14 protein-coding genes are annotated in these 14709 nt (G+C 74.1%); 5 read left to right on the forward strand and 9 right to left on the reverse strand.

Annotation, left to right across the window (positions count from 1 at the left end):
- Positions 1 to 9: 9 nt before the first annotated feature.
- The 5 genes from ABZ354_RS14310 to folP form a co-directional block, all read right to left on the reverse strand.
- Positions 10 to 498 (reverse strand): DUF3180 domain-containing protein, encoded by a 489-nt coding sequence (locus tag ABZ354_RS14310; protein WP_358656473.1) that lies wholly within the window; start codon positions 496 to 498, stop codon positions 10 to 12.
- Positions 499 to 588: 90 nt separating this feature from the next.
- On the reverse strand, positions 589 to 1200 hold the full coding sequence (folK, locus tag ABZ354_RS14315; protein ID WP_358656474.1) for a 2-amino-4-hydroxy-6-hydroxymethyldihydropteridine diphosphokinase: 612 nt from the start codon (positions 1198 to 1200) through the stop codon (positions 589 to 591).
- Positions 1197 to 1556: a dihydroneopterin aldolase gene (gene folB / locus ABZ354_RS14320; RefSeq protein WP_358656475.1), complete on the reverse strand. Its 360-nt coding sequence runs from the start codon at positions 1554 to 1556 to the stop codon at positions 1197 to 1199. Before folB ends, folK begins: the two co-directional genes overlap by 4 nt.
- Positions 1557 to 1847: 291 nt before the next feature.
- A complete protein-coding gene (locus ABZ354_RS14325; protein ID WP_358656477.1) occupies positions 1848 to 2348 on the reverse strand; it encodes a nuclear transport factor 2 family protein in 501 nt (166 codons plus the stop codon).
- Positions 2345 to 3322: a dihydropteroate synthase gene (gene folP, locus ABZ354_RS14330; protein WP_358656479.1), complete on the reverse strand. Its 978-nt coding sequence runs from the start codon at positions 3320 to 3322 to the stop codon at positions 2345 to 2347. Before folP ends, ABZ354_RS14325 begins: the two co-directional genes overlap by 4 nt.
- A 985-nt stretch (positions 3323 to 4307) precedes the next feature.
- On the opposite strand from folP, the gene ABZ354_RS14335 reads away from it, so the two are divergent.
- Positions 4308 to 5603, forward strand: coding sequence for a hypothetical protein (locus tag ABZ354_RS14335; RefSeq protein ID WP_358656481.1), 1296 nt, complete (start codon positions 4308 to 4310; stop codon positions 5601 to 5603).
- Between the two features lie 94 nt (positions 5604 to 5697).
- On the opposite strand, the gene ABZ354_RS14340 is transcribed toward ABZ354_RS14335, so the two are convergent.
- A complete protein-coding gene (locus ABZ354_RS14340) occupies positions 5698 to 7026 on the reverse strand; it encodes a PH domain-containing protein (protein ID WP_358656483.1) in 1329 nt (442 codons plus the stop codon).
- 239 nt (positions 7027 to 7265) lie between these two features.
- Positions 7266 to 7814, reverse strand: coding sequence for a PH domain-containing protein (locus tag ABZ354_RS14345; RefSeq protein WP_358656485.1), 549 nt, complete (start codon positions 7812 to 7814; stop codon positions 7266 to 7268).
- A gap of 31 nt (positions 7815 to 7845) precedes the next feature.
- Here ABZ354_RS14345 and ABZ354_RS14350 point away from each other — a divergent pair, with 31 nt between their 5' ends.
- Positions 7846 to 8997 (forward strand): NADH-quinone oxidoreductase subunit D, encoded by a 1152-nt coding sequence (locus tag ABZ354_RS14350; protein WP_358656487.1) that lies wholly within the window; start codon positions 7846 to 7848, stop codon positions 8995 to 8997.
- On the opposite strand, the gene ABZ354_RS14355 is transcribed toward ABZ354_RS14350, so the two are convergent.
- Positions 8962 to 10293: an SAM-dependent methyltransferase gene (locus ABZ354_RS14355; protein WP_358656489.1), complete on the reverse strand. Its 1332-nt coding sequence runs from the start codon at positions 10291 to 10293 to the stop codon at positions 8962 to 8964. The two genes, ABZ354_RS14350 and ABZ354_RS14355, sit on opposite strands and share 36 nt — an antisense overlap.
- Before the next feature lie 118 nt (positions 10294 to 10411).
- Between ABZ354_RS14355 and ABZ354_RS14360 the strand changes: the two genes are divergently transcribed.
- From ABZ354_RS14360 to ABZ354_RS14370, 3 genes are all read left to right on the forward strand, one after another.
- Positions 10412 to 11614, forward strand: coding sequence for a sensor histidine kinase (locus tag ABZ354_RS14360; protein ID WP_358656491.1), 1203 nt, complete (start codon positions 10412 to 10414; stop codon positions 11612 to 11614).
- Positions 11615 to 11791: 177 nt separating this feature from the next.
- Positions 11792 to 12463, forward strand: a complete 672-nt coding sequence (locus ABZ354_RS14365) for a response regulator transcription factor (RefSeq protein ID WP_358656493.1) — start codon at positions 11792 to 11794, stop codon at positions 12461 to 12463.
- Between the two features lie 59 nt (positions 12464 to 12522).
- A complete protein-coding gene (locus ABZ354_RS14370) occupies positions 12523 to 13155 on the forward strand; it encodes an AAA family ATPase (protein ID WP_358656495.1) in 633 nt (210 codons plus the stop codon).
- Between the two features lie 117 nt (positions 13156 to 13272).
- Here the strand turns inward: ABZ354_RS14370 and ABZ354_RS14375 are convergent, their stop codons facing one another.
- Positions 13273 to 14646 carry a beta-eliminating lyase-related protein gene (locus ABZ354_RS14375; protein ID WP_358656497.1) on the reverse strand — a complete coding sequence of 458 codons (1374 nt, stop codon included), beginning with the start codon at positions 14644 to 14646 and terminating at the stop codon, positions 13273 to 13275.
- Positions 14647 to 14709: the final 63 nt, after the last annotated feature.

Here is a 14709-nt window from a genome sequence, read left to right on the forward strand (position 1 = left end):
GCCGCGGGGTCATGCCGCCGGGGCCGTGCCCGGGGTGTCGTCGTCCTCGTCCTCCGGGAGCTTGCAGACGCGCTCCAGGAAGATGGCCGCCGCGATGACGGCGACGGCAGCGAGGACCGAGAAGCCGGCGTAGATGGCCTGGTCGCGGCGGGCCGGGATGTCCAGGAACTCCAGGAGGAAGACGCCCGTGCCGCCGTACATCCCGGCGACGAGGGCGGCGACCAGGGCGCTGGACTGGCCGAAGACGACCGCGCGGGCCGCCATCAGGGGGTCGACGCCCTTGGCGCCGGGGCGGCGCTCGCGCTGGGCCTTGAGGCGGGCGCGGATCGAGATCGCCGTGGCGAGCAGGACCACGGCGATCACGGCCAGGACCACGGGGGCGGCCAGGGGGACGCTCGGCAGGGTCCCGATCGCGTTCCACAGGCGGGCGCCCGCCCAGGACAGGACTCCGGCCAGGGCGAAAACGCCGGCCAGCACCCTGATACGCAGCTCTCTCACGGTGTCCCTTCGGTTGCCCCGGAGGCCCGGCCCGGATGTCCGCCGGGTCGCCGACGACCGCGTGCGTGCGGTCCGTCTTGACCTTAACGGCTACTCGGGCAGCCTGAGTTCCAGGTCGGCGCGGGGTGTGATGCCCTCGCGGGTGACGGTGGACAGGAGCCCGGCGACCGGGCCGCGGCCGGGGAGCAGGGCCTCGGGGTCCAGGTCGTGCCAGGGGGCGAGGACGAAGGCGCGTTCGTGAGCTCGCGGGTGGGGGAGCGTGAGCCGGGGGTCGTCGGAGGTCTCGTCCGCGTAGGCGACGATGTCGACGTCGAGGGTGCGGGCGCCCCAGCGTTCGTCCCGTACGCGGTGGAAGGCCTCCTCGACGGCCTGCGCGCGCTCCAGGAGCGAGGACGGGGGGAGGGTGGTCTTCAGGACCACGACCGCGTTGAGGTACGACGGCTGGCTGCCCGGCTCGACGCCCCAGGGTTCCGTCTCGTAGACGGGTGAGACGCCCTTGACGCGGACGCCGGGGGTGTCCTCCAGGGCGTCGACGGCGCCCTGCAGGGTCTCCAGGCGGTTGCCGAGGTTGGAGCCGAGGGAGATCACGGCGCGCCGGGGTTTGTGCAGGGTGGTGTCGGCGGCGTCGACCTGCTCCGTGACGGAGGCGGGTACCGGCTGCACGGTCGGGTCGGTGTGGCCCGGGTCGGACGGCCTGGTCATACGCGGCTCCGGGTGATGGTGACGGTCACGTCGTCGAAGGGGACCGTGATCGGCGCGTCCGGTTTGTGGACGCAGACCTCGACCTCCAGCACCGTCTCGTGCCTGAGACACGTGCGGGCGATGCGTTCGGCGAGCGTCTCGATGAGGTTGACGGGCTCGCCCTCGACGACGGCCACGACCTCCTCGGCCACGATTCCGTAGTGCGCGGTCTTCGTCAGGTCGTCGTCGGCGGCGGCCGGGCCGATGTCGAGGCCGAGGACGAGGTCCACGATGAAGGTCTGGCCCTCCTCGCGCTCCTTGGGGAACACGCCGTGGTGCCCGCGGGCCTTCAGGCCGCGCAGCGCGACACGATCCACGCGAATCACTCCTGCAATCGTCGGTGTCGGCCCGTCCGCGCCAGGTGCGGGTGGTGCGGACGGCCTCGGTCGAATCTACCTGCGAACACTGACAGTGCCGGGCCGCGGGGGCGCGGGCGGGCTCCGGAGGATCCGTCGCCCGTCCCCCGGGAAGACCCGGTGGCCCAGGGGTTGGTAGCCGTCCCTACCCCGGTTCCGTACGTCCAACCATGGACGCGCGTATCGACCCGCCGCGGGTTTCGGGGCTCGTGGGCCGGGGGCGCGGAGAGGCGTCCGGGTGCGGTCTCCCCTTCAGGGGGTCTCGTCGCCTTCCTCGTCGTCGGTCTCGGACAGGACGGGGGAGGCGTGGTGGGCCCAGAGTTTCCAGCCGTCGCCGGTGCGGCGGAACACGTTCGTGGCGACCACGAGCTGGCCGAGGAGCGGGCCGGGTTCGTCGCTGCCCTCGGGGGCGGGGCCGCCGCTGAGGATGTTCTCCGTGCAGGTCACCAGGGCGGTGTCGCCGGTGACGGACACGTGCACGTCGGTGAGGAAGAACTGGATGTATTCGGTGTTCGCCATGATCAGCGCGTATGCCCTGAGAACCTCGCCGCGGCCGGTGAGGACGGGCCAGCCGGGATGCACGCAGGAGATCACGCCCGCGTCGGCGGGGTCGTGGTACGTCTCGTCGACGCCCAGGTCGGACGGCGTGAGCCAGAGCGAGGTGAGCGTCTCGAAGTCGCCGCGCTCCATGGCCTCGTAGTAGGCCGTGTTGGCGGCCTCCACCTGCTCGACGTCCGTGTGGGGGGCGCTCACCGGGTGCCCTCGGCGTCGACGCCGGTGGGGGCGGCCGCGTCTGCGGCGGCCACCGGTTTGGCCGTGTCTGCCGTGTCTGCGGTGTTCGCCGTGTTCGCCGTACGGGGCGGGGTACGGGCGTGGGCGACGGCGTGGGCGACGCGTACGGCGTCGGCGGTGGCGCGGACCTCGTGGACGCGTACGGCCCAGGCACCGGCGTGGGCCGCGAGCGCGGAGACGGCGGCGGTGGCGGCGTCGCGTTCCCGGGCGGGCGGTGGGGTGCCGTCGGGTCCGGCGAGGACGCGGCCGAGGAACCGCTTGCGGGAGGCGGCGACGAGCAGCGGGTGGCCGAGGCCGAGCAGGCGGTCGAGGCGGGCGAGGAGTTCCAGGTCGTGGACCGCGTCCTTGGAGAAGCCGAGGCCGGGGTCGACCACGATGCGGTCGGGGGCGATGCCGCCCGCGAGAACGGCCTCCACGCGTGCGTGCAGCTCGTCCACGACCTCGGTGACGACGTCGTCGTAGTCACCGTGGGCGTTGCCGCCGGACAGGAAGCCGCGCCAGTGCATGACGACGAACGGGGCCCCGGCCGCGGCGACGGCGGGGATCATGGCGGGGTCGGCGAGGCCGCCGCTGACGTCGTTGACGAGCGCGGCGCCGGCGGCGAGGGCCCGCTCGGCGACGGAGGCGCGCATCGTGTCGACGGAGATGACGACGCCTTCGGCGGCGAGGCCGCGGACGACGGGGACGACGCGCTTGAGCTCCTCGGCCTCGTCCACGCGGGTGGCGCCGGGGCGGGTGGACTCGCCGCCGACGTCCACCAGGTCGGCGCCCTCGGCGACCAGGGCGAGGCCGTGCTTGACGGCGGTGGTCGTGTCGAACCAGCGGCCGCCGTCGGAGAAGGAGTCGGGGGTGACGTTCACGACTCCCATGACCGCGCAACGGCCCCAGTCCGGGAGGCCTGCCACGCGCCCGCGTCCGCTGTTCTGCTTGCTCATGTGTTCAGCGTAGGCCCGCGGGCGGGGGCCGGGTGATGCGGCCCGGGCGGGAGCCCCGAGGTGGGGGGTGGGCTTCCGCCCGGGCCTGTCCGTGGTGGCGGCGGTGCCTGGCCCGCGGTGCGGGGCGGCCGGCACACGCGCGCGTGGTGACCACGGAGGGAGGAGTGGCGTGGGGGACGGAGACGAGGAAGTCGTTCCGTCCGGGGCGTGCGGCGAACGGGGCCGGCGCATCGGGCGTCGGGCCGGACGTCGCGTCGGCCGGTGGGTGCGGGTGGTTGTGCGGAAAGCGGGTGTCCGGGCCAGGGCGCTTGTGCGGGAAGCGGCGGTCCCGGCCAGGGCGGTGAGCACGGCGACGGGGAGCAGGCTCGCCCGTGCGGCGCCCTTGGCTCCGCGGGGCCGGGAGGCGGGACGACGCGGGCGGCGACGTCCGGGAGCTTCACGACGGCGCGGGTCCGGCCGACGCGGCCCGGCAGGGCACCGGGGCGGAGGCGACGCAGGGTGCGCGGCAGGCGACGCGGGCGGGCCGCGACCGCGCCCGGCCTTTCCCTTCCGGTCCTGACAGACATCGCATCCCGTCGTTCCGCTGGTGCCGCCGGCTCGGCTGGTTCCGTCGGTTCGCTGCTTCGGTGAGAGATCCTGGGCCGGGTGCCGGGAGAGGCATTCGGCGGCATTGCGTCTTCTAGGACGGTCAGTTGGCGGGGGAGGTTCACTCGCTTTCGGCACATGTTCCTCCGGGGGAGCAGAAAGCCCGTGGGTGAGGGGGTGCGGGGGCGCCCGGGGCAGGCGGGACGGGGGTTTCCGGCGCGGCCGAAGTGGATCGGGGAAGGGGTCCGGAGTGGATCAGGAAGGGATCGGCAGGCGCGGGAGAGCGGCGACCGATGAACGATCCTGGCGGAATTGACTATTCCTCTTGAACCCCTCGGGATGGCTTTGTTTTTGCCGCCCGGGGAGCCAAGAATCGCCCGCGCGCGGTAGGTTTCTGGCCATGCCACGTGGACGTCACCGCCATTCCCCGCCCCTGCACAGGCTGCTGCCCCCGTCGGCGATCGCAGGCGTCTCCGTCGTCTGCGCGCTGGGACCCTGGGTGTTCTCGGAAGCCCTGGTGCTGCGCGGCCTGGCCGCCACCGCCGCGGTGACCGCGCTCGCCGGCGCCGTCGTCATGCGCCGCTGGGACATCCAGGCGGGCAAGCGGGTCGCCGACCTCATGCGCGTGCGTGCGAGCGACGAGTGGCAGCACGAGGAACGCGTCGCCGAGCTGGAGACCGACCTCGAGGAGTCGCGGGAACTGCGCGGCAAGCTGGAGCAGAAGCTGCGCGCCAAGCGGGCGGAACTGGCGGGGCTGCGCAACGAGCACGCGGCGCTGCTGCGGCGGTACGCCACGGCCGAGACGGAGCGGGCGAGTGCCCTGGAGGGCCGCCGCCTGCTGGAGATCGAGGCGTCGACTCCCGCCCGCGCGCTGCCCGCGGCGCCCGTCCCGGCGCAAGCGGCACCGCCGGCCGGGACGGCCCGGTCGGCGGTGCCGGCCGAGTCGCCCCGGTCGGTCGAGGAGAGCGGGCGCGAGAGCGGCGCGGACGGGGCGGCCGAAAAGTCTGAGAAGACGCCGGCCGTCCCCGCGGTGTTCTCGCCCGAGGGTTCGCAGCTGTACCTGCGGGCGCGGGCGGCGCTGGCCAGGCTCGACCCCGACGGACCCGAGGGCCCCCGGGGTCCCGTCGGCCCGGACCAGAGCGGCGACGGCGACGGTGACGGCGACGGGTCGCCCAAGGGCGGCGGCGGCGCGCCCAGGGGCCGGGCGGCCGGGGCGGGCGCGAAGGCGGGCGCGGCCGGTACCGGGCACGGGACCGCGCGGGAGGACGAAGCGCGGGGGAAGCCCGAGGCGGCCGACGTGCACGAGCGCGTGGCCGCCCACTCCGCAGCCCACTCCGCGGCACCGCGGGCGCAGGGCGCGCAGGGGCCCGGCCGGTCCGGTCACTTCACCGTGCCGACCGCGGTGGCCGTCGCCCCGCAGGCCCCGGCACGGCGTCCGTCGGCCGAGGGCGGGTTCGACTTCTTCGGTACGAAGCAGCAGACGCCGGAACGGGCCGGCGCCCTGGAGGCCATGCAGAACGAGGATCTCGCCGACGTCGTCGGCCAGGAGGCGCTGGCGTTCCACAAGGCCGAGTCGGAGGCCGACTTCAAGTCGCCCGACGCGGATTCCCGGGAGAACCCGCAGGTGATCGACCTGACGGCGCACGACGAGACCGAGCAGATCGACGTGCAGGGACTGCGCAGCGCCGCCTCCTGACGACGCCGCACGACCGGCGGACGACTCCTCGCTCGCGACGCCGACGCGGGGCAGGCGGAACACGCCGTCCCGCGTCGGTGCCGTCCGCCCCCGCTCACGCCATCCAGCGGTCCGGACGGGCGTCCCTGCGGCCGGTGCGGGAGCGCTCCGCCTGGGCGCGCAGGAGGTCCGCGGCCTCCTCGGCGTCCCGCAGACGGGCCGTCACCGTCCTGTTGGCGCCGGTGTCCACGTGCACGTCGGCCACCCGGCACAGCCGCTGCCACGGCCCCTGCGTGAGCCGTACGCTCTGCACCTTCGCGTGCGGCACCAGCGAGAGGCTGCGGCGCAGCAGTCCGGAACCGGTGGCGAACACCGTGCCGGAGACGCCCAGTCCGTGGCCCCGCCACCACACCGGCACGCACCGCCCGGCACGGCGCGGCGGCCGGGACAGCGCGGCGCGCGGCGGCACGCTCACGCCGGGCAGCACACGCGTCACGATCGCGGCGGCGGCCTCCCGCGGGGCGACGGGCATCAGGACCGAGTTGGACGATCCGGCCACGTCCAGCTCCACACGCACCCAGTCCCGCCCGCGCCACAGCAGCGGCTGCACGATCCGTACCGTCTGCACCCGGCCCGGCGGCACCGTCTCGTGGGTGCGGTCCAGCAGTCCGTGGTCAAGGCGCAGTCCGTCGGGGGACTCGCCCACCGTCCAGTCGTACTCGCGGACGTAGCGGCCCACGCTGCTCGCGCCCGCCGCGCCGAGCAGGGGCAGGGCGGTCGCCAGGACCGTCCAGGGACTGTGCGTGAACAGCCACAGCACCGGCGGTACGACGAGCGCGGCGGCCAGCGTGCCCCACGTCGCGCCGGTCAGCAGCAGCGACACGGCGAGCACGCCGGGCGGTACGCGCAGCAGCTCGCGGGACGGCGCCTCCCCGACCTCGTGCGCGGTCTCGGGGGCGAAACCGGCCGCCCGCGCGAGGAGTTCGGCGCGCAGCGCGCGTGCCTCGTCGGCGCCCAGGAACGCCAGTTCGTCCTTCTTGTGCGTGCCGATGACGTCGAGCCGGAGTTTCGCGACGCCCGCGACCCGGGCGAGCAGCGGCTGGGTGACGTCGACGGCCTGGAGACGGTCCAGCCGGATGTGCGCGGTGCGCCGGAACAGCAGGCCGGTGCGGATGCGCAGTTCGGTGCCGGTCACCGCGAAGTGCGTGAACCACCAGGTCAGGAAGCCGTACAGGGCGGCGGCCGGGAGGAGTACCGCGAGGCCGGCGAGGAGGGTCTCGGTGGTCAGCCGGGTGAGCTGGCGCTGCGTCTGGTCGGGGTCGTGGACGGCCCAGCCGACGACGACGGCGACGGGCGCCCAGGCGCGGCGCAACGGGGTGACGGGATGCAGCCGCCGCTCGGTGATGCCCTCGCCGCCGCCTTTCCCGGCGGACGGGGCCGGCACGGCTGTCCCCTCGCCCTGTTCCGTACGGTCCTCTTCCGTGGAGTTCCTTTCCGTGCGGTCTACGTCCGTGGAGTCCCTTTCCGTGCGGTCTACGTCTGTGGGGCCCCTTTCCGTGGGGTCCTCGTCCGTGGGGTCCTTTCCCGTGGGGTCCTCCTTCGGAAGGTCCTTCCCCGGCGAGCCGTTCCCCGGCGAGCCGTTCCCTGGAAGGTCCGCTTCCGGGAGGTCTTCCTCCGGCGCGGTCACAGCCCGGCCGATCGGGCCTCGCCCAGTGCGGTGAGGCGGTCGCGCAGGCGCTCCGCCTCGGCGGGGTCGAGACCCGGGATGCTCGCGTCGGTCGCGGCGGCGGCCGTGTGCAGCTGCACCCCGGCCAGCCCGAAGTGCCGCTCGACCGGCCCGGACGTCACCTCCACGAGCTGCATGCGCCCGTACGGCACGACCGTCTCCTCGCGCCACAGCACACCCCGGCTGATCAGCAGGTCGTCGGCGCGTTCGGCGTACCGCCAGGAGCGCCAGTTGCGGCCCAGCACCACCCAGCCCCAGGCCATCACGGCCAGCGGCAGCAGCGCGACCGCCGCCCAGCCGGGCCCCACCAGCAGCCCCGGCAGCAGCCCGGCGGCCAGGGTCAGCAGCCCCAGCCACACCACCAGCAGCAGCCGGCGCATCCGCAGCAGGCCGTGCGGCAGCCCGGTCCACTCCGGTTCGGCGCCGCCCGCCCCCGTGCCGTCCGCTCCGGCCGCCGCTCCGGGCGTTCCCGCTGCCTGCGTCCCGTCCGCGCTCCCCGTTTCCATGGGGTCAGCGTACGTAGGGGAGACTGTGTTCATGACTCCTACGACGGAGACCATGGTCGGAATCGGCGGCGCCGCGGAGAGCACCGACATGGTGCTGAACATCGGGCCCCAGCACCCGTCCACGCACGGCGTGCTGCGGCTGAAGCTCGTCCTGGACGGTGAGCGCATCACGCGTGCGGAGCCGGTGATCGGCTATATGCACCGGGGTGCGGAGAAGCTGTTCGAGGCGCGGGACTACCGGCAGATCATCATGCTGGCCAACCGCCACGACTGGCTGTCGGCGTTCTCCAACGAGCTCGGCGTGGTCCTCGGGGTGGAGCGCATGCTCGGCATGGAGGTTCCCGAGCGGGCGGTGTGGACGCGCACGCTGCTCGCCGAGCTGAACCGCATGCTCAACCACCTGATGTTCCTCGGCTCGTACCCGCTGGAGCTCGGCGGGATCACGCCGGTGTTCTACGCGTTCCAGGAGCGCGAGACCCTCCAGAACGTGATGGAGGAGGTTTCCGGCGGGCGTATGCACTACATGTTCAACCGGGTCGGGGGCCTCAAGGAGGACCTGCCGGCCGGATGGACGGCACGCGCGCGGGCGGCCGTCGCCGCCGTGCGCTCGCGCATGGACCGCCTCGACGACCTGGTCCTGGGCAACGAGATCTTCCGTGGCCGCACGCGCGGCGTGGGCGTCCTCCCGCCGCGGGCGGTGCACGCGTACGGGGTCAGCGGGCCGATCGGGCGGGCGTCGGGCGTCGACTTCGACCTGCGCCGCGACGAGCCGTATCTGGCGTACGGCGATCTTCAGGACGTCCTGAGGGTCGTCACCCGGCAGGAGGGCGACTGCCTGGCCCGCTTCGAGTGCCTGCTGGAGCAGACGCACAACTCCCTCGACCTCGCGGACGCCTGCCTGGACCGGCTCGCCGGCCTGCCGCCCGGCCCGATCAACCAGCGGCTGCCCAAGGTGCTGAAGGCACCCGAGGGGCACACATACACGTGGACCGAGAATCCGCTCGGCATCAACGGCTACTACCTCGTCAGCAAGGGCGAGAAGACGCCGTACCGGCTGAAGCTGCGCTCGGCGTCGTACAACAACATCCAGGCGCTGACCGAGCTGCTGCCGGGGACGCTCGTCGCGGACATGGTGGCGATCCTGGGGTCAATGTTCTTCGTCGTCGGGGACATCGACAAATAGGTCCGCCGCCGCGTCGCCGACGGCGACGGGCTGGAGCAGCCAGAGGAAGTCGCCGAGACCGCCCGGGGCGGTCAGTTCGGCGGCCTCACCCGCGCGCGCGAGGGCGCGTACGTAGGCGGCCGGGTCGGTGGACGCCAGGGCGAGCGGCGGCCGGGCGCCCGTGACACCGAGGGCGCGCAGCGCGGTGCGCTGCGGCAGCAGGCGCCCGCCGGGCAGGGCGCAGGCGTCCAGGGCGACGTGCGCGGTGATGTCGCACGACCCGTCCGGCACGGGCGGGACCTCGCGCCCCGCACGGAAGCCGGTGAGCGTGCCGAACGGCGGGCGGGCGTGCGCCGAGTGCGCGTAGTCGACGGCGACGGCGAGGCCCCGGGCGAGGGTGCCGGCCGCCGACGCCCACGCCTCGTCCCTCGGCAGCCCGATCTCGGCCCGCAGTCCCTCCCGGGCCCGCTGTCCGATCTCGGCCCGCATCCCTTCCTGGGCCCGCATCCCTTCCTGGGCCCGCAGTCCTTCCTGGGCCCGCACCCCCTCCGGGGGCTGCCCGCCCGTAGGGGCTCCCCTTCCCTCCGCGGTCCGCGGGTCTCCGGCAGTCCCCGGCTCACGCGCGGCCCGTGGTTCCTCCGTGGTCCGTAGCTCGTCTGCGGGCCGTGGTCCCCCCGGGGCCCGTGGATATTCCGCGGTCCGTGGTTCCCCCGGTGCCTGTGGAGTCGCCGCGATCCGTCTCTCTCCGGTGGGGGGAAGCGGCCACCAGCGGGCCAGCCAGTCGGCGTCCGGGCCGGTGACCGGCTCCCCGAGCCGTTCGGTGCCGTCCCGGCCGACGAGTACGCGCCGGACGGCACCGGCGGAGTCCACCTCGGCGACATCCACGGGCACGTTGTCCAGCCACTCGTTGGCGAACAGCAGCCCGGTGACACCGGTCGGGGGTCCGGACAGCCACTCGATACGGTGATCGAGCCCGGCGGGGCGGTCGGCGATCTCGACGGCGTACGCGCGCGTGCGCGACGCCACATCTGCGGGCAGGGCCGCGAGGACACCCGTGACGAGTTCGCCGCGCCCGGCCGCCATGTCGACGAAACTCAGTTCCTCCGGCCTGCCCAGCGCCTCGTCCACCCGGCACAACAGCCGCGCCACGGCCCCGGCGAACAGCGGTGACGCGTGCACGGACGTGCGGAAATGCCCGGCCGGCCCCTCGCTCCGGCGGTAGAACCCGGCGGGCCCGTACAGCGCCTCCCGCGTGGCGGCCCGCCAGCCCCGCCACTCGCCGGGCGCCCGAGCCGTGTCCGCCGTGTCCGCTCTCATCCGGTCAGGTTAAGCACACGGGAACGCGGCCCCTCCACCTTGGGGAGTAGGCGGGGGCGGTACGGATCGGCCCACCGGTTGACTCCCGCACTCGCCACGCTTGCCTACGCTGGGTTATGTGCAGCGCCTCTATGACTTCCTCCGCAAGCACCCGACCGGGGTCGACACCTTCTGGGCCGTCGTCCTGCTCGGGCTCGCGGCGGTGGCCGAAGGCCCCCGGCAGGAGACCGACGGCGCCGATCCGCCCTGGGCGGTCGCCCCCGTCATCCTGCTGTTGTGCCTGGTCCTGGCCTTGCGTCGGCGCATGCCCGAGCGGATGCTGCTGGTCGCGCTCGCGGTGGGCGTCGGGCAGCTGGTGCTGGACGTCGGGACGATGACCGCCGACTTCGGCATGCTCGTGATCATCTACACGGTCGCCGCCGAGGGCGCGCGCTGGGCGTCCCGGCTCTCCCTGGGCGCGGGCCTGTGCGCCGCGCCCCTCGCGCAGGTGCGCTGGCCGGACGAGTACACGGGCGTCGCGGGCAACGTCGCGGCGGGGGTGTTCCTGACGGTGCCGTTCGCCCTCGCCTGGGTGCTGGGCGACTCCATCCGGACCCGCCGCGCCTACTTCGCCCAGCTGGAGGAGCGCGCCGCCCGCCTGGAGAAGGAGCGCGAGGCGCAGGCCAAGGTCGCCGTCGCCGCCGAACGCGCACGCATCGCCCGCGAGTTGCACGACGTCGTCGCGCACAACGTCTCCGTCATGGTCGTCCAGGCCGACGGCGCCGCCTACGTCCTGGACGCCGCGCCCGACCAGGCGAAGAAGGCCCTGGAGACCATCTCCTCCACCGGCCGCCAGGCCCTCGCCGAGATGCGCCGGCTGCTCGGAGTGCTGCGCACCGGCGAGCACCAGGAGGCCGGCGAGTACGTGCCGCAGCCCGACGTCGAGCAGATAGAGGATCTGGTCGAGCAGTGCCGCGGGTCCGGGCTGCCCGTCGACTTCAAGGTCGAGGGCACGCCGCGCCCGCTGCCCAGCGGCGTCGAGCTCACGGCGTACCGCATCGTGCAGGAGGCGCTGACCAACACCCGCAAGCACGGCGGACCGGAGGCGGGCGCCAGTGTGCGCCTGGTCTACTTCGACGACGGGCTCGGCCTGCTCGTCGAGGACGACGGCAAGGGGGCCCCGCACGAGCTGTACGAGGACGGCGGCCTGGACGGCCGGGGGCACGGCCTGATCGGTATGCGCGAACGGGTCGGGATGGTGGGCGGCACCCTGGACGCGGGCCCGCGCCCCGGCGGAGGATTCCGCATCAGCGCGCTGCTCCCGCTCAAACCCGCGCACTGATGCCGCCGTACTCCGCCTCCGCTGTCGACACCCCCGTCACACCGGCCGACCGGCCGACCGACGGCCCCGCCTGCGGAGCCCCGGGAGACCTCCGGAGCCCCAAAGCCCCCGAAGCCCCGAAGCCCCGAAGACCCTTAAGACAGACAGACCGAGAGAGACGAACGGAAGAGGCCCCCGATGGCGATCCGCGTGATGCTCGTCGACGACCAGGTGCTGCTGCGCACCGGGTTCCGGATGGTGCTCGCCGCCCAGCCGGACATGGAGGTCGTCGCGGAGGCGGGCGACGGCGTGGAGGCCATCCAGGTGCTGTCCTCGGCCGAGGCCGACGTCGTCCTGATGGATGTCCGCATGCCGAAGCTGGACGGTGTCGAGGCCACCCGTCGCATCTGCGCCGCGCCGAACCCGCCGAAGGTGCTGATCCTCACCACCTTCGACCTCGACGAGTACGCCTTCTCCGGGCTGAAGGCGGGCGCCTCCGGCTTCATGCTCAAGGACGTGCCGCCCGGCGAACTGCTCACCGCGATCCGCGCCGTGCACAGTGGTGACGCGGTCGTCGCGCCGTCGACCACCCGCCGTCTGCTGGACCGTTTCGCCCCGATGCTGCCCAGCAGTGCGGCGCGGCCCGGGCACCAAGGGCTCGAGCGGCTCACCGAGCGGGAGCGTGAGGTCATGGGGCTGGTCGCGCAGGGCCTGTCCAACGGGGAGATCGCCGCCCGGCTCGTGCTGTCCGAGGCGACCGTGAAGACGCACGTCGGCCGCATCCTGACCAAGCTGGGCCTCCGGGACCGCGTCCAGGTGGTGGTCCTGGCGTACGAGACGGGTCTGGTGCGGGCCGGAGGGCTCGGCTGAGGGGACCGGCGGCGGGGCCCCCGGGCTCGCGCCCGGGCGGGCGTCGGTAGGGTCTGCGCATGCTCCTGTGGATCAACGGCCCCTACGGCGGCGGCAAGACACAGACCGCACACGAGATCCAGCGCCGCCTGCCCGGCAGCGTCATCTGCGATCCCGAGCACGCCGGGTTCGGTCTGCGCCGCATGCTCCCTCCCGGACTGCGCGGCGACTTCCAGGACTTGGCGTCCTGGCGGAAGGGCGTCGTGGAGGTGCTCGATCTCGCGGCCGCCAAGCACGACGGCGTCGTGATCGTCCCCATGACGGTCACCGACTCCGGCTACTTCGCCGAGACCGTGGGTGCCCTGCGCGATCTCCACCACGACGTACGGCACTTCACGCTCCTGGCAGAGCGCGGCACCGTGCTGCGCAGGCTGCGCGAGCGCGGCGTCGGGCGCGCCCTGCGCCACCTCACCGGCAGGAACGGCGGGGCGCGCGGCGAGAAATGGGCCGTGCAGCAGCTCGACCACTGTCTGAGGCGGCTGGGCGAACCGGAGTTCGCCGAGCACCTGTGGACGGACCACTCGACCGTGCCGAAGACCGCGGACCGCATAGCCGTCCTGGCCGGGCTGCAGTTGCGGCCCAACAAGGACGGCGCGCTGCGCAACAGGCTCCGGCAGGCACGGGTGGGTCTGCGGCACATCCGCTTCGACTGACCCCGCGGGTGCGCGAGCGGGCCCGGACGCGTCGTCCGCCGGCATACGGGCACGGAGGCCGCGGTCTGTCGGATCGCGGGCACGGAGGCGGGCGCGGGGGCGTGGTCCGTCGGCGGGCTACCGGGTGAGCCGGGCCACGAACTCCGTGACGGCCCCGGTGACGTCGTCCGGCGTCCAGTCCAGGCCGGGGGACCGCACGTGGATCTCCGTGCAGGCCAGGCCCGGCCCCGTCGAGGTCCAGGCGTTCGCGAAGAGCATGGTGCCGGTCTCCTCGGCGGTGCGGATCGCGGCCTCCGTCAGGTCCTCGGCGTCGTAGGGCAGCCACACCTGGAAGTCGTGGGTGTGCGGCACCTCGGGGTGCACGCGCGCCCACGGCAGCCCGGCCGCCGCGAGCCCCTCGCGCAGCGCCGCGGCCACCACGCGCGCGTGCCGTACGTACTCCGGCAGCCGCGGCAGTTCCCGCTCCAGGCCCGCGAGGGCCGACAGCACGGTCGGGAACTGCTGGAACAGCATCCCGCCGTAGCGGTGGCGCCACGCCTTCGCCTCGGTCACCAGGGTCTGCGGGCCCGCGAGCGCGGCGCCGCCGAAGCCGCCCAGGGACTTGTAGAAGGACACGTAGACGCTGTCGGCGAGGCCCGCGATCTCGTCCAGCGGGCGGCCGAAGTGGACGGTGGACTCCCACAGGCGCGCGCCGTCGAAGTGCACCACCGCGTCACGCTCCCGCGCCGCCGCCACGACCTCGGTGAGCTCCTCCCAGGTGGGCAGCAGGAATCCGGCGTCCCTGAGGGGCAGTTCCAGCATCAGCGCCCCGAAAGGCTCCTCGAAGTCCCGTACCTCGGCGACCGTCGGCAGCCGCGGCTCGGTGGTCACGCGGACCGGAAGCAGGCCGCTGACCCGGCTGAACGCGTCGCGCTCGTGGACCTCCGGGTGGCTCAGGGGGTGCAGGGCGACGGTGGGGTTCCCGGTGCGGCCGGCCCAGCAGCGCAGGGCGACCTGCTGGGCCATCGTGCCCGTCGGGAAGAACGCGGCGGCCTCCGTGCCGAGCAGCCGGGCGGTGCGTTCCTCCAGGGCCTCCACGATGCCGTTGCCGTACAGGTCGGACGGCTCGTCCAGGTCGTACACGTCGGACGCCGACTCCAGCGCCGCGAGGCGGTCCCGGAGGGTGCCGAGGAAGCCGGGGCGCGCCAGGACGCGTTCGGCGCCGCGCTGGGCGGTCCTACGGCGCTCCCGGAGGCGTTGCGCGTCCTCGTCGTGGGGGTCGTAGACGGATGCGTCCTGGTCGGACGCGTTCTGGAGGCGGACATTCCGCGCTGCTGCGTCGTCCGCAGGGTCGCCCGCCGGGTTGTCGGTCGGGCCGTTCGCCGGGGCGCCCACCGGGTCGTCCGCCGGATTGCCCATCGGGCCGTTCGCCGGGTTGTCCGCCGTGTCCGCCCGGTCGCCCCCCGGGCCGTTCGCCGCGTTTCCCGCCGGGCCGTTCGCCGTATCGCTCATGGTCGGATCATCCCGTGCGGCGGCCCGCGCGGGCATGCGCAATTTCCGACGCCCCGGGGCCTC

The organism is Streptomyces sp. NPDC005925 (assembly GCF_040638805.1).
In the GTDB taxonomy this organism is placed as follows: domain Bacteria; phylum Actinomycetota; class Actinomycetes; order Streptomycetales; family Streptomycetaceae; genus Streptomyces.

Excerpts from the sequence above, each read along its gene's own strand:
- folK (WP_358656474.1), bottom strand. The coding sequence starts at position 1,200 with ATGACCAGGCCGTCCGACCCGGGCCACACCGACCCGACCGTGCAGCCG.
- folP (WP_358656479.1), bottom strand. The coding sequence starts at position 3,322 with ATGAGCAAGCAGAACAGCGGACGCGGGCGCGTGGCAGGCCTCCCGGAC.
- ABZ354_RS14335 (WP_358656481.1), top strand. The coding sequence starts at position 4,308 with ATGCCACGTGGACGTCACCGCCATTCCCCGCCCCTGCACAGGCTGCTG.
- ABZ354_RS14345 (WP_358656485.1), bottom strand. The coding sequence starts at position 7,814 with ATGGAAACGGGGAGCGCGGACGGGACGCAGGCAGCGGGAACGCCCGGA.
- ABZ354_RS14350 (WP_358656487.1), top strand. The coding sequence starts at position 7,846 with ATGACTCCTACGACGGAGACCATGGTCGGAATCGGCGGCGCCGCGGAG.
- ABZ354_RS14355 (WP_358656489.1), bottom strand. The coding sequence starts at position 10,293 with ATGAGAGCGGACACGGCGGACACGGCTCGGGCGCCCGGCGAGTGGCGG.
- ABZ354_RS14365 (WP_358656493.1), top strand. The coding sequence starts at position 11,792 with ATGGCGATCCGCGTGATGCTCGTCGACGACCAGGTGCTGCTGCGCACC.
- ABZ354_RS14370 (WP_358656495.1), top strand. The coding sequence starts at position 12,523 with ATGCTCCTGTGGATCAACGGCCCCTACGGCGGCGGCAAGACACAGACC.
- ABZ354_RS14375 (WP_358656497.1), bottom strand. The coding sequence starts at position 14,646 with ATGAGCGATACGGCGAACGGCCCGGCGGGAAACGCGGCGAACGGCCCG.